The sequence below is a fragment of the Pseudomonas sp. Pseusp49 genome (assembly GCF_059491875.1).
Genome location: NZ_CP168514.1, coordinates 1649995 through 1670196 on the forward strand (window position 1 = coordinate 1649995; position 20202 = coordinate 1670196).

Below are 20202 nucleotides of genomic sequence, written 5' to 3' on the forward strand. Positions count from 1 at the left end.
ATGGAAGAGGGTTATCCGGATCTGCTGGATATCTTTCTTGCGGACTCCGAAGAGCGCCTGAAAGTCTTGAGAGCGACTGACAGTGCCGCACGGCTCGTTGAAGCCGCCCATAGCTTCAAGGGCAGCAGCAGCAATATGGGCGCCCTCAAGCTGACCGAACTCTGCCATCAGCTTGAACAGCGGGCCAACGATTTGCCATGGGCCGCCGTTCAGCAACTGGTCCGCGAAATCGACGGTGAATTCGCCGGTATCCGCCCTCTGTACGAAGCTGAGCGACAGCGTTGCCCGGCGAAAATCTGAGCAAGCGCTGCTTTTGGTCTCTGTCGAGTGAAACTGGCTCGACCTTTGCAGTTATCTAACCCAACTGTACTTACGAGCCCTGTGCAGCGGAGACCGTTTCATGCCCGTTACCCCCAATATTCTGCTTCAGGCCTCCAGGCAGGCCAAGACTCAGGCTGCCTCCGCCAATCCCCCGGCAGTGGCCGCAGAGCCTGGGGACAAGGCCGCAAGCTTTGCCCATGTCTACGCCAATCAGGCCCCAAACAAGGCCAGTGCGCTGGCGGATGCTCCGATCAAGCCTGATCGTGACAAGACCTCGGGTGTCGGCGCAAAGAAAGATGCTGGCGACGACAAGTCTGCCGCCGGGGAGCCAGTGGTTGCCGATGGCGGCAAATCCTTGCCTGCCGACGCATCGGTGCAGGCTGGCGACAAGGCCGCCGGCGATGATGCGGCAGGGGTCGACCCGGCTCGGGTCGTCGATGCCGCGCCGGTTGATCCGGCGCTTGATCCTTCGGTGCTGCAAGCCATGCAGCCAGTGGTGCCAGCGCCAGTAACACCGGCGCCAGCAGCGCCTGCCGTAGCCGATGCGGTGCAGCCAGCGGTTGAAGCGCCGGTTGCTGCGGCGATCACGGCTACAAGCGTTCCGGCGCCGACCAGTGCTGACGGCGACTTCGATCCCGAGGCCGATCCACTCGACGCCCTGCCGGCGTTACGCCTGGCGATGGAGCAGAGCGGTCACGTGTCGGCTTCCAGTCAGGCGCAGCCAAAGGCCGCACCGACACAGGCGCAAGCCCAGGCTGACGGTGAGCTGACGTCGGCGCAAAGCTTTGCCGCCGGCATGTCGACCATGCTGGATGTCCAGGCCGACAAGGACAGTGCAGGCAAGGGTGACGACAAGGCTTTCAGCGGCTTGATCGACGGCGGTCTGAAAGATCTCAAGTCTGCCGGCAGCGACACCCGTGTCGATGATTTCGCCAACCGTCTGGCAGCACTGACACAGGCGGCCACACCGAAGACAGCCAATGCCTTGCCGGTGAACCAGCCGATCGCCATGCACCAGAACGGCTGGACCGAAGAGGTGGTGAACCGGGTCATGTACCTGTCCAGTGCCAACCTCAAGGCCGCGGACATCCAGTTGCAGCCCGCTGAACTGGGGCGTCTGGACATTCGGGTGAACATGGTTCCCGATCAGCAGACCCAGGTCACGTTCATGAGTGCGCATCCGGGCGTCCGTGAGGCGCTGGACAGCCAGGTCCATCGCTTGCGCGACATGTTTGCGCAGCAGGGCATGGGGCAGGTCGATGTCAACGTTTCGGACCAGTCCCGTGGTTCGCAACAAGGGCAGGAACAAGCCCGGCAAAGCCAGGCCGGACGGACCAGCGCCAGCGGCGGCCGTATCGACTCCATGGATGACGACCTGACCGCAGGCGTCGCTGAAGTGGCTGCCACTACCACCAGCGTGATCGGCTCCAGCGCGGTCGATTACTACGCCTGATCCCGGCAGACATATAACCCTGTGGGAGCGGGCTTGCCCGCGAAGGCGTCGGCACAGTCAGCATCAATGTTGAATGTTCCGTCCTCTTCGCGGGCAAGCCCGCTCCCACAGGGGGTTGCAGTGCTCTTCAAATCGCGCCCCTCCCCACCCATGCCTCTCCCGACACTTCTGGCATAACACTTGCTCTTGCCTTGCCGTGCGACTGTGAAAACCCGAATAGTGACGGATTATTGGCATGGCGAAGAGCGACGCAGCAGTAAAAGACCCCGCATCCAAAGGCAAACTCAAGCTGATCATCCTGATCGTGGTGGCCCTGCTGCTGGCGATCGGTGTGTCCGTGGGCGCGACCTGGTACTTCATGCACAGCGCTCAGAGCAAGCCTGCCGCCGTAGCGGAAACCGCTCCCATCGGCAAACAGCCGGCGATTTTCGAGCCGATGGCGCCGGCATTCGTGGCCAACTTCAACCAGAACGGCCGCCAGCGCTACATGCAGGTGAGCATCACCATGCTCGCGCGCAACCCGGCGGATCTGGAGGCGCTCAAGGTCCACATGCCGGTGATCCGCAACAACCTGGTGATGCTGTTCTCCGGGCAGGACTTTGCGACCCTCGCGTCGCCGGTCGGCCAGGAAATGCTGCGGCAGAAGGCCACCGCCAGCGTCCAGGAAGTGGCGCAGAAAGAGCTCGGCAAAGTGGTGGTCGAACAGTTGCTTTTCACTAATTTCGTACTGCAGTAGGAATACGACATGGCCGTGCAGGACCTGCTGTCCCAGGATGAGATCGATGCGCTGCTGCATGGCGTCGACGATGGTCTGGTACAGACCGAAAATGCTGCCGAACCCGGCAGCGTAAAAAGCTACGACCTGACCAGCCAGGATCGCATCGTCCGTGGACGCATGCCGACCCTGGAAATGATCAACGAGCGTTTCGCCCGTTATACCCGCATCAGCATGTTCAACATGCTGCGTCGTTCGGCAGACGTGGCGGTCGGCGGCGTGCAGGTGATGAAATTTGGCGAATACGTGCACTCGCTGTACGTGCCGACCAGTCTCAACCTGGTCAAGATCAAACCGCTGCGCGGCACCGCGCTGTTCATCCTCGACGCCAAACTGGTGTTCAAGCTGGTGGACAACTTCTTCGGTGGCGACGGCCGGCACGCCAAGATCGAAGGGCGTGAATTCACCCCGACCGAACTGCGTGTGGTGCGCATGGTGCTGGAGCAGGCGTTCGTCGATCTGAAGGAAGCCTGGCAAGCGATCATGGAAGTCAACTTCGAGTACATCAACTCCGAAGTGAACCCGGCCATGGCCAACATCGTCGGCCCGAGCGAAGCCATTGTGGTGTCCACCTTCCACATCGAACTCGATGGCGGCGGCGGCGACCTGCACGTGACCATGCCGTATTCGATGATCGAGCCGGTGCGCGAGATGCTCGACGCCGGCTTCCAGTCGGACCTCGACGACCAGGACGAGCGCTGGGTCAATGCCCTGCGCCAGGACGTGCTGGACGTCGACGTGCCGATCGGTGCGACGGTGGCCCGTCGTCAACTGCGCCTGCGCGACATCCTGCACATGCAGCCGGGGGATGTGATCCCGGTCGACATGCCGGAAGAAATGATCATGCGCGCCAACGGCGTGCCGGCCTTCAAGGTCAAGATGGGTTCGCACAAGGGCAACCTGGCGTTGCAAGTGATCGAGCCGATCGAGCGCCGTTGACCGCCGCTCCTACTCATTCGTGATTAACCGAATTCTGAACTTTTGCTCGCCGAGGACACTGACAATATGAACACGCAAGACGACCAGGCCCTGGCCGATGAGTGGGCCGCAGCCCTGGAAGAAACCGGTGATGCCGGTCAGGCCGACATCGACGCATTGCTTGCCGCCGATTCCGGCAATTCGGCGTCCAACCGCCTGCCAATGGAAGAGTTCGGCAGCGTGCCGAAAAACAACGATCCGGTGAGCCTCGAAGGCCCGAACCTGGACGTGATCCTCGATATCCCGGTGTCGATTTCCATGGAAGTGGGCAGCACCGACATCAACATCCGCAACCTGCTGCAACTGAACCAGGGCTCGGTGATCGAACTGGATCGCCTGGCCGGCGAGCCGCTGGACGTGCTGGTCAACGGCACGCTCATCGCCCATGGCGAAGTGGTGGTGGTCAACGAGAAGTTCGGCATCCGCCTGACGGACGTGATCAGCCCAAGCGAACGCATCAAGAAGCTGCGCTGAGTGAAAAAGTTTCTCGGAGCTGTGGTCGGGGGCGCGCTGGCCATGTCGTTCAGCGTGCTGGCGGCCGAACCGGTTGCAACGGCGACCACGGCTGCCGCGCCGGTGGTGAGCAGCGGGGTGGGTGGCCAGCTGACGCAACTGGTGTTCGGCCTGCTGCTGGTGCTCGGGCTGATCTTTCTCCTCGCCTGGTTGCTGCGTCGGGTCCAGCAAGCCGGTCCGGCCGGCAAGGGGCAGGTGATCGAGATTGTCGGCTCCCGCGCGCTGGGGCCTCGCGACCGCCTGATGCTGGTGCAGGTCGGTAACGAGCAGATTCTGCTTGGCCTGAGCCCTGGCAGCATCACTGCGCTGCACGTCCTCAAGGAGCCGGTCCAGGTGCCGAGCACCGAGAAGTCGACGCCGGAGTTTGCGCAGCGCCTGCTGGAAATGCTGGGTAAAGATCAGAAGGATAAGAAGTAATGGGTGCGCTACGCATCGTCTTGACGCTGGCCCTGATGCTGGCCGCGCCGCTGGCATTCGCCGCCGATCCGCTGTCGATCCCGGCCATCACCCTGGGCACCAACGCGCAGGGTGCGCAGGAATACTCGGTCAGCCTGCAAATCCTGCTGATCATGACCGCGCTGAGTTTTATCCCGGCGTTTGTCATGCTGATGACCAGCTTCACCCGGATCATCATTGTCTTCTCGATCCTGCGCCAGGCCCTGGGCCTGCAGCAGACGCCGTCGAACCAGATCCTCACCGGCATGGCGCTGTTCCTGACCCTGTTCATCATGGCGCCGGTGTTCGACCGGGTGAACCAGGACGCCTTGCAACCGTATCTGGCAGAAAAACTGACGGCCCAGGATGCGGTCGCCAAGGCGCAGGTGCCGATCAAGGATTTCATGCTCGCCCAGACCCGCACCAGCGACCTGGAGCTGTTCATGCGCCTGTCCAAGCGCACTGACATCGCGACACCGGATCAGGCGCCGCTGACCATCCTGGTGCCGGCCTTCGTGACCTCCGAGCTGAAAACGGCGTTCCAGATCGGCTTCATGATCTTCATTCCGTTCCTGATCATCGACCTGGTCGTGGCCAGTGTGCTGATGGCCATGGGTATGATGATGCTCTCGCCGCTGATCATTTCCCTGCCGTTCAAGATCATGTTGTTCGTGCTGGTGGATGGCTGGGCGCTGATCATCGGCACCCTGGCCAGCAGCTTTGGCGGTGTCTCACCATGACGCCGGAAGTTGCGGTCGACATCTTTCGTGACGCGCTGTGGCTGACCACGTTGATGGTGGCCGTGCTGGTGATTCCAAGTTTGCTGGTGGGGCTGTTGGTGGCCATGTTCCAGGCGGCCACCCAGATCAACGAACAGACCCTCAGTTTCCTGCCGCGTCTGTTGGTGATGCTGGTGACGCTGATCGTCGCCGGCCCGTGGCTGGTGCAGACCTTCATGGAATACATCCAGCAGTTGTACGGCAGTATTCCGCAGGTCATCGGCTAAGCCATGTCATCGCTGCTGCAGTTGACGGATACCCAGATCAGCACTTGGGTCGCGACGTTCATGTTGCCGCTGTTTCGCATCGGCAGCTTGCTGATGGTCATGCCGGTGTTCGGCACCGCCCTGGTACCCAAGCGCATTCGACTGTATTTCGCCCTTGCCATCACCGTGGTCATCGCGCCGGGGCTGCCACCGATGCCGCCAGTGAACGCGCTGGATTTGAGCGGGCTGCTGCTGATTGCCGAGCAGATCCTGGTCGGCGCGATGCTGGGCTTCTCGCTGCAGTTGTTTTTCCAGGCTTTCGTGGTGGCGGGGCAGATTGTCGCGATCCAGATGGGCATGGGCTTTGCCTCGATGGTTGACCCTACCAACGGTGTGTCGGTGGCGGTGATCGGGCAGTTCTTCACCATGCTGGTGACACTGATGTTCCTGGCCATGAACGGCCATCTGGTGGTGTTCGAGGTGCTCACCGAAAGCTTCACTACGCTGCCAGTCGGCAGCGGCTTGATGGTCAATCATTTCTGGGAACTGGCCGGCAAACTCGGCTGGGTGCTCGGCGCGGCGCTGTTGCTGGTGCTGCCGGCGATCACCGCGCTGCTGGTGGTCAACATCGCGTTTGGCGTGATGACCCGCGCCGCGCCGCAGTTGAACATCTTCTCCATCGGCTTCCCGCTGACCCTGGTGCTCGGGCTGTTTATCGTCTGGGTCGGGCTGGCGGACATCGTTAATCAGTATCAACCGCTGGCCACGGAGGCCCTGCAGTTTTTACGCGAACTGGCAAAGGCGCGCTGAGTCATGGCTGAGAGCGAAAGCGGTCAGGACAAAACAGAAGACCCCACGGAGAAAAAGAAAAAGGACGCCCGTGAAAAGGGTGAGATTGCCCGCTCCAAGGAGCTCAACACCCTGGCGATCATGCTCGCCGGTGCCGGTGCGCTGCTGGTCTTCGGTGGGGCGCTTGCCCAGGAGATGATGGACCTGATGCGCCTGAACTTTTCCCTGTCGCGTGACGTGGTGCTGGATCAGCGTGCGATGGGAACCTATCTGCTGCACTCGGGACAGATTGCCTTGCTGGCGATTCAGCCGGTGATGATCACCTTGCTCCTGGCGGCGTTGATCGGGCCGATCTCACTGGGAGGCTGGCTGTTCTCCGCCGGCACCATGGCGCCGAAGTTCAGCCGCATGAACCCTGGTGCCGGCCTCAAGCGTATGTTCTCGGGCAAGGCTGTGGCCGAACTGCTCAAGGCGCTGGCGAAGTTCTTCATCGTCCTGTTCGTGGCCCTTGTGGTGTTGTCGGCGGATATCGACGATCTGTTGCGTATCGCTCATGAGCCACTGGACCGGGCAATCACCCACAGCCTGCAAGTGGTTGGCTGGAGCACGCTGTGGATGGCCTGCGGGCTGGTCATTATCGCCGCTGTGGATGTGCCGATACAGCTGTGGGAAAGCATCAAGAAACTGAAGATGACCAAGCAGGAAGTGCGCGACGAGCACAAGGACCAGGAAGGGCGGCCGGAGGTCAAGCAGCGGATCCGACAGCTGCAGCGTGAGATGTCCCAGCGGCGGATGATGGCCGCCATTCCCGAGGCCGACGTGGTCATCACCAACCCGACCCACTACGCCGTGGCGCTCAAATACGATCCGGATAAGGGCAATGCGCCGGTGTTGCTGGCCAAGGGCAGTGACTTCCTGGCCCTGAAGATCCGCGAGATCGCCGCGGCCAACGAGATCCTGTTGCTGGAGTCACCGGCGCTGGCGCGCTCGATTTATTACTCCACCGAGCTGGAGCAGGAAATCCCCGGTGGGCTCTATCTGGCGGTTGCGCAGGTACTGGCCTACGTCTATCAGATTCGACAGTACCGGGCGGGCAAGGGCAAGCGGCCTGATCCGCTCAAGGACGACCTGCCGATTCCGCCGGATCTGCGCCGCGATTCCTGATTTCAGAATCAAAAGATCGCAGCCTTCGGCAGCTCCTACATGAGATCGGTGAACCTGTAGGAGCACCGAAGGCTGCGATCTTTTTTACCCGCGAAAACCTCTATTCCAAGCCTTTGCAAAAGTTGGAAAGCTTCTTGCAGTAGCCGCCCTGCGCCTGCTTCAGGCGTCAAAAGTTTGCTTTAAAGGAACGGGGAAAACCGGTGGATCGCTCTCAGTTAATCAACAGTGCCCGCAGCAACATTGCCGACCTCAGTCGAGGCAATCTGGGCGTGCCGCTGTTGCTGCTGGTCATGCTGGCGATGATGATGTTGCCGGTGCCGCCGTTCCTGCTCGACGTGTTTTTCACCTTCAACATTGCCCTGTCCATCGTCGTGCTGCTGGTGTGCGTCTATGCCTTGCGCCCGTTGGATTTCGCGGTGTTCCCGACCATCCTGCTGGTGGCGACGCTGTTGCGCCTGGCATTGAACGTGGCCTCCACGCGGGTGGTGATGCTCCACGGCCAGGACGGTCACGCCGCCGCCGGCAAGGTGATCCAGGCGTTCGGCGAGGTGGTGATCGGCGGTAACTACGTGGTGGGTATCGTGGTCTTCGCGATCCTGATGATCATCAACTTCGTCGTGGTGACCAAGGGTGCGGGGCGGATTTCCGAGGTGAGCGCACGTTTCACCCTCGATGCGATGCCCGGCAAGCAAATGGCGATCGACGCCGACCTCAACGCCGGCCTGATCGATCAGGCCCAGGCCAAGGCCCGCCGCTCGGAAGTCGCCCAGGAAGCCGAGTTCTACGGTTCCATGGACGGTGCCAGCAAGTTCGTCCGTGGTGACGCGATTGCCGGCCTGTTGATCCTGTTCATCAACCTGATCGGCGGCATGGCGGTCGGTATCTTCCAGCACAATATGACGTTTGCCGATGCCGGCAAGGTTTACGCACTGCTGACCATCGGTGACGGTTTGGTGGCGCAATTGCCATCACTGTTGTTATCGACAGCGGCCGCGATCATGGTGACCCGTGCTTCCGGTTCGGAAGACATGGGCAAGCAAATCAATCGCCAGATGTTCGCCTCGCCTAAAGCCTTGGCCGTTTCGGCGGGCCTGATGGCGGTGATGGGTCTGGTGCCCGGCATGCCGCATTTTTCCTTCCTGACCATGGCGGCACTGGCGGCCGGTGGCGCCTACCTGTTCTGGAGAAAGCAGAACGTCGCCAAGGTGCAGGCCCTGCAAGAGGTCAAGCGCCAGCAGGAACTGCTGCCGTCGCCGGCCCGCGCCCAGGAAACCAAGGAGCTTGGCTGGGACGATGTGACGCCCATCGACATGATCGGCCTGGAAGTGGGCTATCGCCTGATTCCGCTGGTGGACCGCAACCAGGGCGGCCAGTTGCTGGCGCGGATCAAGGGGGTGCGCAAGAAACTGTCCCAGGATCTGGGCTTCCTGATGCCGACCGTGCATATCCGCGACAACCTCGACCTGGCGCCGAGTGCCTACCGACTGACCCTGATGGGGGTGATCCTGGCGGAGGCGGAGATTTACCCGGATCGCGAACTGGCGATCAACCCGGGGCAGGTCTACGGCACGCTCAACGGCATTACCGCCAAAGATCCGGCTTTCGGCCTGGAGGCGGTCTGGATCGAAATCAGCCAGCGTGCCCAGGCGCAGTCCCTCGGTTATACGGTGGTCGATGCCAGTACAGTGGTGGCCACCCACTTGAACCAGATACTCTACAAGCATTCCAGTGAACTGATCGGTCACGAAGAAGTGCAGCAACTCATGCAATTGCTGGCCAAAAGCTCGCCGAAACTGGCGGAAGAGCTGGTGCCGGGCGTGGTTTCGCTGTCGCAGCTGCTCAAGGTGCTGCAAGCGCTGTTGGCCGAGCAAGTGCCCGTTCGCGATATCCGCAGCATTGCCGAGGCCATCGCCAACAATGCTGCCAAGAGTCAAGATACCGCCGCGCTGGTGGCTGCCGTGCGGGTTGGCGTATCCCGTGCAATCGTGCAAAGCATTGTAGGCACTGAGTCGGAGCTGCCAGTTATCACGCTGGAGCCAAGGTTGGAACAGATATTGCTCAATAGTCTGCAAAAGGCAGGACAAGGCTCGGAAGAGGGCGTTCTGCTGGAGCCAAGCATGGCTGAAAAACTGCAACGCTCGCTGATTGACGCGGCGCAGCGCCAGGAGATGCAAGGTCAGCCGGTGATTCTGCTGGTGGCCGGTCCGGTTCGCGCGATGCTTTCGCGATTCGGCCGGCTCGCAGTCCCGGGTTTGCACGTGTTGGCTTACCAGGAAATCCCTGACAACAAGCAAGTGACCATCGTTGCGACAGTAGGGCCCAACGGCTGAGGTAGTGGTTTATGCAAGTTAAGCGTTTTTTCGCCGCCGATATGCGTCAGGCCATGAAGCTGGTTCGCGATGAGCTGGGCGCTGATGCAGCCATTATCGGCAACCGCCGGATTGCCGGGGGCGTCGAACTGACGGCTGCGCTGGATTACAAACTGTCGGCGCTGGCACCGCGTGTTCCGAACATGGAGCTCGAGGACGAGCTGCGCAAGACTCAGTCGCGGATTGTCACCGCCCAGGCCGAATTGAGCCTGCGCAGCGATGGCGAGAGCGACAATGCGACCAACCGCCAGTTGTTCGCCGGCTTGCCGTTGACCGCCGCCGAGCCGCTGATCGAACCGACGTACGACGAACCCCGTCGCCCCGCACCGGTTGCCGCGCCTGCGTCCGGTGGCGTGGACCCGCGTGCGTTCGACTCGATGCGCTTCGAGCTCAACAGCCTGCGCGAACTCATGGAAGTACAACTCGGGTCCCTGGCCTGGAACCAGCTGCAAGGCAGCCGTCCGGACCAGGCCAACCTCTGGCGTCGCCTGCAACGCATTGGCCTGTCCGGCCCGCTGTCGCGTGACCTGCTGGCACTGATAACCGAAATCCAGGAGCCTCGTCAGGCCTGGCGCATGTTGCTGGCGCACCTGGCGCGCATGATCGTGACCCCGGAAGTCGAGCCGTTGGAAGAGGGTGGCGTCATCGCCATGGTCGGCCCTGCCGGCATGGGCAAGACCACCACCCTGGCCAAGCTGGCTGCCCGTTACGTGCTCAAGTACGGCGCGCAGAACATTGCGCTGGTGAGCATGGACAGCTTCCGCATCGGTGCCCAGGAACAACTCAAGACCCTGGGGCGCATTCTCAATGTGCCGGTGACCCACGTCGATCCGGGCCAGTCCCTGGTGCAGGCGCTGGATCCATTGCTGCGCAAGCGCGTGGTGCTGATCGATACCGCCGGCCTGCAGGCCAGCGACCCGGCCCTGCGCATGCAGCTTGAAAGCCTGGCCGGTCGTGGCATTCGCTCAAAAAATTATCTGGTCCTGGCAACCACCAGCCAGAAACAGGTTCTAACCGCCGCTTATCACAGTTACAAGCGTTGCGGGCTCGCCGGCTGCATCCTGACTAAACTGGATGAAACGGCAAGCCTGGGCGAGGTGTTGAGCCTGGCCATCAGTCATGAGCTGCCAGTGGCGTACCTGACCGATGGCCCGCGGATTCCGGATGACCTCCATCTGCCGCGCCGTCATCAGTTGGTCAGTCGCGCCGTCAGCGTGCAAATGCAGGAAGAACCCAGCGAAGAAGCCATGGCTGACATGTTCGCTGACATCTACCACAGTCCGACCAAGCAGGTTGGCTGAGGTAATAATGAATCGTTTTTGTACCTACATCGATGGTCTGCCATGCATTGTTCCGTTTGTGAACGCGCAGCCAGTAATGTGGCCTCCGTCTATGCAAGACAAGGTAAAGAAATAACATGGGCAGCATGCATCCCGTACAGGTGATCGCGGTGACCGGCGGCAAAGGTGGCGTCGGGAAAACTAACGTGTCAGTGAACTTGTCCCTGGCTTTGGCTGAGCTTGGCCGGCGCGTCATGCTGCTGGACGCCGACCTGGGGCTGGCGAACGTCGACGTTCTGCTGGGGCTGACACCCAAACGTACCCTGGCCGACGTGATCGAAGGCCGCTGCGAACTGCGCGATGTACTGCTGCAGGGGCCAGGCGGCATCCGTATCGTTCCGGCCGCATCCGGCACACAGAGCATGGTGCATCTGAGCCCTGCGCAACACGCAGGCCTGATCCAGGCCTTCAGTGATATCGGCGACAACCTCGACGTATTGGTGATCGACACCGCTGCGGGCATTGGTGAGTCGGTCGTCAGCTTCGTTCGTGCAGCCCAGGAAGTGCTGCTGGTGGTGTGCGACGAGCCGACCTCGATTACCGATGCCTACGCCTTGATCAAGTTGCTCAATCGCGACTACGGCATGAACCGCTTCCGCGTCCTGGCCAACATGGCCCAGAGCCCGCAGGAAGGGCGCAACCTGTTCGCCAAGTTGACCAAGGTCACGGATCGCTTCCTCGACGTCGCCCTACAATACGTCGGCGCGGTGCCTTACGACGAAAGCGTGCGCAAGGCCGTGCAGAAGCAGCGCGCCGTCTACGAGGCCTTTCCGCGTTCCAAGTGTTCGCTGGCGTTCAAGGCCATCGCGCAGAAGGTCGATACCTGGCCGCTGCCGGCCAACCCGCGCGGGCACCTGGAGTTTTTCGTCGAGCGTCTCGTGCAGCAGACAGCAGGACCTGTGCTATGACAGCCAGCGGTTACAACCTCTACAAAAAATCGGCTCGTGATGCGCAGTACGAGCTGATCGAGCGTTACGCGCCGCTGGTTAAACGCATTGCTTACCACTTGCTGGCGCGTTTGCCGGCCAGTGTCCAGGTCGAAGACCTGATCCAGGCCGGGATGATCGGTCTGCTTGAGGTATCGACCAAATATGACGCCAGCAAAGGCGCCAGTTTCGAGACGTACGCGGGCATTCGAATCCGCGGCGCCATGCTCGATGAAGTGCGCAAGGGGGACTGGGCGCCACGCTCGGTTCACCGCAATACGCGCATGGTCAGCGACGCCATTCGCTCGATTGAAGCGAAAACCGGCCGTGACGCTAAAGATCACGAAGTTGCGGCCGAACTCCAATTGAGTCTCGACGATTACTACGGAATTTTGAACGACACCCTGGGCAGCCGGTTATTCAGTTTCGACGATCTGTTGCAGGACGGCGAACACGAAGGGCTGCACGAGGATGGCGCGAGTGCTCATACCGAGCCGTCACGCGACCTGGAAGATGAACGCTTCCAGGCTGCGCTGGCGGATGCGATTGCCAATTTGCCGGAGCGTGAGCGACTGGTGTTGGCGCTGTACTACGACGAAGAGTTGAACCTCAAGGAAATCGGTGAGGTCCTGGGAGTCAGCGAATCTCGGGTCAGCCAGTTACACAGCCAGTGCGCGGCCCGCTTGCGGGGGCGTTTGGGGGAGTGGCGAGCGCGCTGAAGGCAGTGTGGGGACACTGCGAAAGAGGCTGGTGTGGTGTTGAACTGCGCCGGTCCCGATCTGTTGTGCTCCAGACAGTCATTGAGTGCTTTGCCGGATTGATTGAAATGGCGCGTCCAGGTGCTGGGCGCGTTTAAGACTGCTTGGAGGTCGAATTGGACAAGAACATGAAAATCCTCATCGTTGATGACTTCTCAACGATGCGGCGGATCATCAAGAACCTGCTGCGTGACCTTGGGTTCACCAACACCGTCGAGGCCGACGATGGCACTACCGCCATTCCGGTGCTCAACAGCGGAAGCATCGACTTTCTGGTAACGGACTGGAACATGCCGGGCATGACCGGTATCGATCTGCTGCGCCACGTGCGTGCCGATGAAAAGCTCAAGCACCTGCCGGTGCTGATGGTGACCGCTGAAGCCAAGCGTGAGCAGATCATCGAAGCGGCCCAGGCCGGCGTTAACGGCTATGTGGTCAAACCCTTCACGGCCCAGGCGTTGAAAGAAAAAATCGAGAAGATTTTCGAACGCATTGGTTGATGACTGCGCCACGGGGGAGCTATGGGCAATAACGAAACTTCATTGGGCGATTTTGAATCGACCCTGAAAAAACACGCCGTCGAATTGGTCGAGAGCCTTGAAAAAGGCAAGTTCGGCGACGCGGTGCAATTGATCCATGAGCTCAACCAGACCCGTGACCGCGGCCTGTATCAGGAAGTGGGAAAGCTCACTCGCGAACTGCATAGCGCGATCGTCAATTTCCAGATTGACCCGCACATGCCGCAAGCCGAAGAGGTGTCGCAGATCACCGACGCCACCGAGCGTCTGGGCTATGTGGTCAAGCTGACCGAGGCCGCGGCCAACCGCACCATGGACCTGGTGGAGAATGCCACGCCGCTGGTCAACAGCCTGGCGGATGAAGCCCAGGCCTTGAGCACGGACTGGGGACGCTTCATGCGTCGTGAAGTCGGCGCAGAAGAGTTTCGTGAACTGGCCCGGCGGGTCGACGGTTTCCTGGTGCGCAGCGGCACGGACAATCGCGCGGTGTCGGGCAACCTGAACGACATCCTGCTCGCCCAGGATTACCAGGACCTCACGGGGCAAGTGATCAAGCGTGTGACCCAGTTGGTCACCGAAGTTGAAAGCAACCTGCTCAAGCTCGTGCTGATGGCCAGTCAGGTGGACCGCTTTGCGGGCATCGAACATGACCGTGAAGCGATGCTTGCTGAAAAAGATCCACAAAAACATCTCTCTCAGGGTGAAGGTCCGCAGATTCATGCCGATAAAAGAGAAGACGTTGTGTCCGGTCAGGACGATGTGGACGATTTGCTATCCAGCCTGGGATTTTAGAGTTTCAGGTTTTTTGGGTTTTTAGACCTTTAGGAGCACCCCCCCTGATGAGCTTCGGCGCCGATGAAGAGATCCTTCAGGATTTCCTGGTTGAGGCCGGCGAGATTCTAGAGCAACTGTCCGAGCAACTGGTCGAGCTGGAAAGCCGTCCGGATGATGCGGATTTGCTCAATGCAATTTTTCGCGGTTTTCACACTGTAAAAGGGGGCGCCGGCTTCCTCCAGCTCAACGAGTTGGTGGAGTGCTGCCACATCGCCGAGAACGTGTTCGACATCCTGCGCAAGGGTGAGCGTCGCGTCGATTCGGAACTGATGGACGTGGTTCTCGAAGCGCTGGACGCGGTGAACAGCATGTTCAGCGAAGTCCGCGAGCGCAGCCCGATCACGGCTGCGACACCTGAGCTGCTGGCGGCGCTGGCTCGTCTGGCCGAGCCGCAATCGGCTGACGAAGTAGTTGCTGCGCCTGTTGCCGCCGTGGTCGAAGCGCCGGTGGCGGAAGCCGATTCAGGCGATATTACCGATAACGAATTCGAGCAATTGCTGGACTCGCTCAATGCCGTCAAGGCACAGGCCGAGGCGCCGGCGGTTGCCCACGCACCTGCAAGCGCGGCACCTGCAAGCACTGCGGCCGCCAGCGACGAAATCACCGATGCCGAGTTCGAGTCGTTGCTCGATCAGTTGCACGGTAAAGGCCAGTTTGCCGTCGATGCGATTGCGCAGGCTCCGGCTGCGCCAGAAGCACCGAAAGCGCCGGGTGACAGTTCCGATATTACTGACGACGAATTTGAAGCACTGCTCGACCAGTTGCATGGCAAGGGCAACTTTGCTGTCGAGGCACTGGAGTCGGCCATTGCGTCGGTGCCTGCACCTGCTGCCCCAAGCGCGGCGGCGGCTGGCAGCGATCTGATTTCCGATCACGAGTTCGAAGCGCTGCTCGACGAATTGCACGGCAAAGGCAAGTTCAGCGAAGTCGGCACCGCGACAGCGGCCAACGGTTCGAACGCTGCGGTTGCGGCGCCGGCAGCCAAGGCGGCGCCGAAACCTGTGGCCAAGGCCCCCGAGCCAAAAGCCGAAGCCCCGGCCGCCGCTGCACCGGCTGCTGCCCGCGCCCCGGCCGCGCCACCGGCAGAAAAACCGGCGAGCGAAGCCGAGACCACCGTTCGGGTCGATACCGCGCGTCTGGACGAGATCATGAACATGGTCGGCGAGCTGGTGCTGGTGCGTAACCGCCTGGTCCGCCTGGGTCTCAACAGTGGCGACGAAGCCATGTCCAAGGCCGTGTCGAACCTCGACGTGGTCACCGCCGACCTGCAAACCGCGGTCATGAAGACCCGGATGCAACCGATCAAGAAAGTCTTCGGGCGCTTCCCGCGTCTGGTTCGCGACCTGGCTCGCCAGCTCAAGAAAGAAATCAACCTGGAACTGGTCGGCGAAGAAACCGACCTCGACAAGAACCTCGTCGAGGCCCTGGCCGACCCGCTGGTCCACTTGGTGCGCAACGCGGTCGACCACGGCATCGAGTCGCCGGAAGAGCGCGAAGCCTCGGGCAAGGCCCGTGGCGGCAAGGTGATCCTGGCGGCCGAACAGGAAGGCGATCACATCCTGTTGTCGATTTCCGATGACGGTAAAGGTATGGACCCGAATGTCCTGCGTTCCATCGCGGTGAAACGCGGCGTGATGGACAAGGACGCGGCCGATCGACTGAGCGACACCGAGTGCTACAACCTGATCTTCGCCCCGGGTTTCTCGACCAAGACCGAGATCTCCGACGTGTCGGGTCGCGGCGTGGGCATGGACGTGGTGAAAACCAAGATTTCCCAGCTCAACGGTTCGATCAACATCTACTCGACCAAGGGCCAGGGTTCGAAGATCGTCATCAAGGTGCCGCTGACCCTGGCGATCATGCCGACGCTGATGGTCATGCTCGGCAACCAGGCGTTCGCGTTCCCGCTGGTGAACGTCAACGAAATCTTCCACCTCGACCTGTCGACCACCAACGTCGTGGACGGTCAGGAAGTGGTGATCGTGCGGGACAAGGCGCTGCCATTGTTCTACCTCAAACGCTGGCTGGTCAGCTCCGCCGCTCACGAAGAGCAGCGCGAGGGCCATGTGGTGATCCTTTCGGTGGGCACGCAGCGGATCGGCTTTGTCGTCGATCAACTGGTGGGCCAGGAAGAAGTGGTCATCAAGCCATTGGGCAAAATGCTCCAGGGAACGCCGGGCATGTCCGGCGCCACCATCACCGGTGACGGCCGCATCGCGCTGATTCTCGATGTTCCGAGCATGCTCAAGCGTTACGCCACACGGCGTATTTGATTCTGGTGGAGCGGGGCGCCTGGCCTCGCTCCATCTAATGGAGTGTTTATGGCAGTCAAAGTCCTGGTGGTGGACGATTCGGGGTTTTTCCGCCGCCGCGTCTCGGAAATTCTTTCAGCGGATTCGAATATCCAGGTCGTCGGCACGGCGACCAACGGCAAAGAGGCGATCGATCAGGCGCTGGCCCTCAAGCCCGACGTGATCACCATGGATTACGAGATGCCGATGATGGACGGCATCACGGCCGTGCGGCACATCATGCAACGCTGCCCGACCCCGGTCCTGATGTTCTCCTCGCTGACCCATGAAGGCGCCAGGGTCACCCTCGATGCGCTGGATGCCGGTGCGGTGGACTTCCTGCCGAAGAATTTCGAAGACATCTCGCGCAACCCCGAGAAGGTCAAGCAACTGCTGTGCGAGAAGATTCTCAGCATCTCGCGCAGTAATCGTCGTGTCAGTCACTACAGCGCTCCGGCGCCTGTCGCTGCACCAGCGCCGACGCCTGCGCCTTCCAGCGTGGGCAGTTTTGCCAGCAGCGCGCCCGCGCGTCCGGCACCGGCACCGATCCCGGTGCGTACGCATGCACCTGCTACGTCGTCGCCCGCGCCAAAACGCAAGGCCTACAAACTGGTGGCCATCGGTACGTCCACCGGCGGCCCGGTTGCCCTGCAGCGGGTGTTGACCCAATTGCCGGCCAATTTCCCGGCCCCGATCGTGCTGGTCCAGCACATGCCGGCCGCCTTCACCAAGGCCTTCGCCGAGCGCCTGGACAAGCTCTGCCGCATCAGCGTCAAGGAAGCCGAGGATGGCGACATCCTGCGTCCAGGCCTGGCGCTGCTGGCGCCGGGTGGCAAGCAGATGATGATCGACGGTCGCGGCGCGGTGAAAATCCTCCCGGGTGACGAGCGCCTCAACTACAAGCCGTGCGTGGACATCACCTTCGGTTCGGCAGCCAAGTCCTACGGTGACAAAGTTCTGGCGGTTGTCCTGACCGGCATGGGCGCCGATGGCCGTGAAGGCGCGCGCCTGCTCAAGCAGGGCGGCAGTTCGATCTGGGCACAGGACGAAGCCAGTTGCGTGATCTACGGCATGCCGATGGCCATCGTCAAAGCTGAACTCGCCGACGCGGTGTACAGCCTCGACGACATCGGCAAGCACTTGGTCGAGGCGTGCATCTGATGGATGTTCTAAGCCTGATTGGCATCATCATGGCTTTTGTCGCCATCATCGGCGGCAATTACCTTGAAGGCGGTCATCTGGGCGCCCTGGCCAACGGCCCGGCAGCGTTGATCGTGCTTGGCGGCACCATCGGCGCGGCGCTGCTGCAATCACCGATGAGCGCCTTCAAGCGCGCCATGCAGATCCTCGCCTGGATCCTGTTCCCGCCTCGCGTCGACCTGGCCGGTGGCATCGACCGCGTGGTGAACTGGAGCCTGACCGCCCGCAAGGAAGGCCTGCTGGGTCTTGAAGGTATCGCCGACGCCGAGCCTGACAATTACGCCCGCAAAGGCCTGCAACTGCTGGTCGACGGCGCCGAGCCGGAAGCGATCCGCAGCATTCTGGAAGTGGATTTCTACACCCAGGAAAGCCGCGATATCGAAGCGGCCAAGGTCTTCGAAAGCATGGGCGGTTATGCGCCGACCATCGGCATCATCGGTGCGGTGATGGGCCTGATTCACGTCATGGGCAACCTGGGTGATCCGTCGCAACTGGGTAACGGCATCGCCGTGGCCTTCGTCGCCACCATCTACGGCGTGGCCAGTGCCAACCTGGTGCTGCTGCCGATTGCCGCCAAACTCAAAGCCATCGCGCTGCGCCAGTCGCGTTATCGCGAAATGTTGCTGGAAGGACTGCTGTCGATCGCCGAAGGTGAAAACCCTCGCTCCATTGAGTTGAAGCTTCAGGGCTTCATGGATTAAGGGACTAGGCTCATGGCACGTCGCCGCCAACATGAAGAGCATGTAAACCATGAACGTTGGCTGGTTTCCTATGCCGACTTCATTACCTTGCTGTTTGCCTTTTTCGTGGTGATGTACTCCATCTCGTCGATCAACGAAGGCAAGTACAAGGTCATTTCCGAAGCGCTGATCGGGGTCTTCACCGATTCCGATCGCGCGCTCAAGCCGATCCCCATCGGTGACGAGCGGCCGAAGACCGTGACCCCGGCCAAGCCGCTAGTCAAGGACAGTGACCAGGTCGATGCCGGTGTCTCCGGCGCCAGCGATCCGCTCAAAAGCATCGCCGACGACATCAGCGCGGCGTTCGGTGACCTGATCAGCTCCAACCAGATGACCGTGCGCGGCAACGAGCTGTGGGTCGAGATCGAGCTCAATTCCAGCCTGCTGTTCGGCAGCGGCGATGCCATGCCCAGCGACATCGCGTTCAGCATCATCGACAAGGTCGCGGCGATCCTGAAGCCGTTCGACAACCCGATCCATGTCGAAGGTTTCACCGACGATCAACCGATCCGCACTGCGCAGTATCCGACCAACTGGGAGCTGTCCTCGGCCCGCTCGGCCAGTATCGTGCGCATGCTGGCGATGCAAGGGGTGAACCCCGGTCGCCTGGCGTCGGTGGGCTACGGCGAATTTCAGCCGGTGGCCAACAACGCCACCGCCGAAGGCCGCGCACGCAACCGTCGCGTGGTGCTGGTGGTGTCGCGCAACCTCGATGTTCGCCGCAGCCTGACCGGTACCGGAACCGCCCATGCGCAACCGGATGCCGCATTGAAGCGTGCTGGCACACAAACTGCACCGACCCCGGTCAAGTCGCCGGTACGAGAGAACGCCGTCAATTCTCCGTCACCCGCATTAACACGTTGAGCTATTTCTCGGTCGATACGTGCGGCCGGGAGGAACAATCCGAATGAGAGTCTGGGCAGTCGCCAATCAAAAGGGTGGTGTCGGTAAAACCACTTCCTCCATCGCTTTAGCCGGGTTGCTGGCCGAGGCGGGCAAGCGCGTGGTCGTGGTCGATCTCGACCCCCACGGCTCCATGACCAGCTACTTCGGCTACGATCCCGACAGCCTGGAACACAGCAACTACGATCTGTTCCTGCACAAGGGCAACGTGCCGCAAGGCTTGCCGGGGCAATTGTTGCTGTCGACCAGCGACGAACGCATATCCCTGTTGCCGTCCAGCACCGCGCTGGCCACCCTCGAGCGCCAGTCGCCAGGGCAGAGTGGTTTGGGCCTGGTGATTGCCAAGAGCCTGGCGCAACTGTGGCAGGACTTCGATTACGCCGTGATCGACAGCCCGCCCTTGCTCGGCGTGCTGATGGTCAATGCCTTGGCGGCGAGCCAGCAACTGGTGATCCCGGTGCAGACCGAACACCTGGCGGTCAAGGGCCTCGAGCGCATGGTCAACACCCTGGCGATGATCAACCGCTCGCGCAAACAGGCATTGCCATTCACCATCGTGCCGACCCTGTTTGACCGCCGCACGCAGGCGTCCCTCGGCACCTTGCGCGTGCTGCGCGACAAATTCCCCGACGAAATCTGGCAAGGCTACATCCCGGTGGACACGCGCCTGCGCGATGCCAGCCGTGCCGGGCTGACGCCTTCGCAGTTCGACGGCAAGAGTCGTGGCGTTCTCGCTTACCGTGCGTTGCTCAAGCATCTGCTGGCGGCGCAACTTGTTGCGCAGGTGGCCTGACATGACCTCGATCCCTGTAGGAGCGAGCCTGCTCGCGATGGTCGTCAACGATGACGCGGGAAACCTGGCACCCCGTGGCGCTCTCAGGTTCATCGCGAGCAAGCTCGCTCCTACAGG

Annotated in this window: 21 protein-coding genes and 1 pseudogene; all 22 read left to right on the forward strand. The window is 61.3% G+C overall.

The window, feature by feature from the left end:
- Entirely contained in the window at positions 1–300 is a 300-nt protein-coding gene (locus ACEN83_RS07275; protein ID WP_495580852.1) for an Hpt domain-containing protein, read from the forward strand.
- Positions 301–400: 100 nt separating this feature from the next.
- Positions 401–1774, forward strand: coding sequence for a flagellar hook-length control protein FliK (locus ACEN83_RS07280; RefSeq protein WP_495579887.1), 1374 nt, complete (start codon positions 401–403; stop codon positions 1772–1774).
- A 235-nt stretch (positions 1775–2009) separates the two neighbouring features.
- Positions 2010–2510 (forward strand): flagellar basal body-associated protein FliL, encoded by a 501-nt coding sequence (gene fliL / locus ACEN83_RS07285; protein ID WP_116580351.1) that lies wholly within the window; start codon positions 2010–2012, stop codon positions 2508–2510.
- Positions 2511–2519: 9 nt separating this feature from the next.
- Positions 2520–3488 carry a flagellar motor switch protein FliM gene (gene fliM, locus ACEN83_RS07290; protein WP_015096242.1) on the forward strand — a complete coding sequence of 323 codons (969 nt, stop codon included), beginning with the start codon at positions 2520–2522 and terminating at the stop codon, positions 3486–3488.
- A 66-nt stretch (positions 3489–3554) separates the two neighbouring features.
- Positions 3555–4001 (forward strand): flagellar motor switch protein FliN, encoded by a 447-nt coding sequence (gene fliN / locus ACEN83_RS07295; protein WP_015096241.1) that lies wholly within the window; start codon positions 3555–3557, stop codon positions 3999–4001.
- Positions 4002–4457 (forward strand): flagellar biosynthetic protein FliO, encoded by a 456-nt coding sequence (gene fliO / locus ACEN83_RS07300; RefSeq protein WP_116580352.1) that lies wholly within the window; start codon positions 4002–4004, stop codon positions 4455–4457. It begins immediately after the preceding gene.
- Positions 4457–5215: a flagellar type III secretion system pore protein FliP gene (fliP, locus tag ACEN83_RS07305; protein ID WP_090324267.1), complete on the forward strand. Its 759-nt coding sequence runs from the start codon at positions 4457–4459 to the stop codon at positions 5213–5215. Before fliO ends, fliP begins: the two co-directional genes overlap by 1 nt.
- The gene (gene fliQ / locus ACEN83_RS07310) at positions 5212–5481 is read left to right on the forward strand and encodes a flagellar biosynthesis protein FliQ (protein ID WP_116580354.1); all 270 of its coding nucleotides are present in this window, start codon (positions 5212–5214) and stop codon (positions 5479–5481) included. The genes fliP and fliQ overlap by 4 nt, the downstream gene beginning before the upstream one ends.
- Positions 5482–5484: 3 nt before the next feature.
- Complete coding sequence (gene fliR, locus ACEN83_RS07315; RefSeq protein ID WP_495579888.1) at positions 5485–6270, forward strand: flagellar biosynthetic protein FliR; 786 nt, start codon at positions 5485–5487, stop codon at positions 6268–6270.
- Positions 6271–6273: 3 nt separating this feature from the next.
- Positions 6274–7413: a flagellar biosynthesis protein FlhB gene (gene flhB, locus ACEN83_RS07320; RefSeq protein ID WP_218475347.1), complete on the forward strand. Its 1140-nt coding sequence runs from the start codon at positions 6274–6276 to the stop codon at positions 7411–7413.
- Positions 7414–7613: 200 nt separating this feature from the next.
- Entirely contained in the window at positions 7614–9743 is a 2130-nt protein-coding gene (gene flhA, locus ACEN83_RS07325; protein ID WP_007975358.1) for a flagellar biosynthesis protein FlhA, read from the forward strand.
- 11 nt (positions 9744–9754) lie between these two features.
- On the forward strand, positions 9755–11083 hold the full coding sequence (gene flhF / locus ACEN83_RS07330; RefSeq protein WP_495579889.1) for a flagellar biosynthesis GTPase FlhF: 1329 nt from the start codon (positions 9755–9757) through the stop codon (positions 11081–11083).
- Positions 11084–11199: 116 nt separating this feature from the next.
- Positions 11200–12030 carry a flagellar synthesis regulator FleN gene (fleN, locus tag ACEN83_RS07335; protein ID WP_007975361.1) on the forward strand — a complete coding sequence of 277 codons (831 nt, stop codon included), beginning with the start codon at positions 11200–11202 and terminating at the stop codon, positions 12028–12030.
- Complete coding sequence (fliA, locus tag ACEN83_RS07340; RefSeq protein WP_007975362.1) at positions 12027–12767, forward strand: RNA polymerase sigma factor FliA; 741 nt, start codon at positions 12027–12029, stop codon at positions 12765–12767. Before fleN ends, fliA begins: the two co-directional genes overlap by 4 nt.
- A 167-nt stretch (positions 12768–12934) precedes the next feature.
- The gene (locus ACEN83_RS07345; RefSeq protein WP_003183998.1) at positions 12935–13306 is read left to right on the forward strand and encodes a chemotaxis response regulator CheY; all 372 of its coding nucleotides are present in this window, start codon (positions 12935–12937) and stop codon (positions 13304–13306) included.
- Positions 13307–13327: 21 nt separating this feature from the next.
- Complete coding sequence (locus ACEN83_RS07350; RefSeq protein ID WP_104449902.1) at positions 13328–14116, forward strand: protein phosphatase CheZ; 789 nt, start codon at positions 13328–13330, stop codon at positions 14114–14116.
- 47 nt (positions 14117–14163) lie between these two features.
- Positions 14164–16431 (forward strand): chemotaxis protein CheA, encoded by a 2268-nt coding sequence (locus ACEN83_RS07355; protein WP_116580358.1) that lies wholly within the window; start codon positions 14164–14166, stop codon positions 16429–16431.
- Positions 16432–16479: 48 nt separating this feature from the next.
- Complete coding sequence (locus tag ACEN83_RS07360; protein WP_429396797.1) at positions 16480–17610, forward strand: protein-glutamate methylesterase/protein-glutamine glutaminase; 1131 nt, start codon at positions 16480–16482, stop codon at positions 17608–17610.
- On the forward strand, positions 17610–18350 hold the full coding sequence (locus tag ACEN83_RS07365) for a flagellar motor protein (RefSeq protein WP_007980738.1): 741 nt from the start codon (positions 17610–17612) through the stop codon (positions 18348–18350). The genes ACEN83_RS07360 and ACEN83_RS07365 overlap by 1 nt, the downstream gene beginning before the upstream one ends.
- A 12-nt stretch (positions 18351–18362) precedes the next feature.
- The gene (gene motD / locus ACEN83_RS07370; protein WP_008052273.1) at positions 18363–19253 is read left to right on the forward strand and encodes a flagellar motor protein MotD; all 891 of its coding nucleotides are present in this window, start codon (positions 18363–18365) and stop codon (positions 19251–19253) included.
- A 43-nt stretch (positions 19254–19296) separates the two neighbouring features.
- Complete coding sequence (locus tag ACEN83_RS07375) at positions 19297–20085, forward strand: ParA family protein (RefSeq protein WP_007980740.1); 789 nt, start codon at positions 19297–19299, stop codon at positions 20083–20085.
- A gap of 1 nt (position 20086) precedes the next feature.
- Positions 20087–20200: pseudogene (locus ACEN83_RS07380) on the forward strand (outer membrane lipoprotein carrier protein LolA); the annotation flags it as partial.
- Positions 20201–20202: the final 2 nt, after the last annotated feature.

Bases quoted from the DNA above. Each gene is read 5' to 3' on its own strand.
- ACEN83_RS07275 (WP_495580852.1), top strand. From the start codon at position 1: ATGGAAGAGGGTTATCCGGATCTGCTGGATATCTTTCTTGCGGACTCC.
- ACEN83_RS07280 (WP_495579887.1), top strand. From the start codon at position 401: ATGCCCGTTACCCCCAATATTCTGCTTCAGGCCTCCAGGCAGGCCAAG.
- fliL (WP_116580351.1), top strand. From the start codon at position 2,010: ATGGCGAAGAGCGACGCAGCAGTAAAAGACCCCGCATCCAAAGGCAAA.
- fliM (WP_015096242.1), top strand. From the start codon at position 2,520: ATGGCCGTGCAGGACCTGCTGTCCCAGGATGAGATCGATGCGCTGCTG.
- fliN (WP_015096241.1), top strand. From the start codon at position 3,555: ATGAACACGCAAGACGACCAGGCCCTGGCCGATGAGTGGGCCGCAGCC.
- fliP (WP_090324267.1), top strand. From the start codon at position 4,457: ATGGGTGCGCTACGCATCGTCTTGACGCTGGCCCTGATGCTGGCCGCG.
- fliQ (WP_116580354.1), top strand. From the start codon at position 5,212: ATGACGCCGGAAGTTGCGGTCGACATCTTTCGTGACGCGCTGTGGCTG.
- fliR (WP_495579888.1), top strand. From the start codon at position 5,485: ATGTCATCGCTGCTGCAGTTGACGGATACCCAGATCAGCACTTGGGTC.
- flhB (WP_218475347.1), top strand. From the start codon at position 6,274: ATGGCTGAGAGCGAAAGCGGTCAGGACAAAACAGAAGACCCCACGGAG.
- flhF (WP_495579889.1), top strand. From the start codon at position 9,755: ATGCAAGTTAAGCGTTTTTTCGCCGCCGATATGCGTCAGGCCATGAAG.
- fleN (WP_007975361.1), top strand. From the start codon at position 11,200: ATGGGCAGCATGCATCCCGTACAGGTGATCGCGGTGACCGGCGGCAAA.
- fliA (WP_007975362.1), top strand. From the start codon at position 12,027: ATGACAGCCAGCGGTTACAACCTCTACAAAAAATCGGCTCGTGATGCG.
- ACEN83_RS07345 (WP_003183998.1), top strand. From the start codon at position 12,935: ATGAAAATCCTCATCGTTGATGACTTCTCAACGATGCGGCGGATCATC.
- ACEN83_RS07350 (WP_104449902.1), top strand. From the start codon at position 13,328: ATGGGCAATAACGAAACTTCATTGGGCGATTTTGAATCGACCCTGAAA.
- ACEN83_RS07355 (WP_116580358.1), top strand. From the start codon at position 14,164: ATGAGCTTCGGCGCCGATGAAGAGATCCTTCAGGATTTCCTGGTTGAG.
- ACEN83_RS07360 (WP_429396797.1), top strand. From the start codon at position 16,480: ATGGCAGTCAAAGTCCTGGTGGTGGACGATTCGGGGTTTTTCCGCCGC.
- ACEN83_RS07365 (WP_007980738.1), top strand. From the start codon at position 17,610: ATGGATGTTCTAAGCCTGATTGGCATCATCATGGCTTTTGTCGCCATC.
- motD (WP_008052273.1), top strand. From the start codon at position 18,363: ATGGCACGTCGCCGCCAACATGAAGAGCATGTAAACCATGAACGTTGG.
- ACEN83_RS07375 (WP_007980740.1), top strand. From the start codon at position 19,297: ATGAGAGTCTGGGCAGTCGCCAATCAAAAGGGTGGTGTCGGTAAAACC.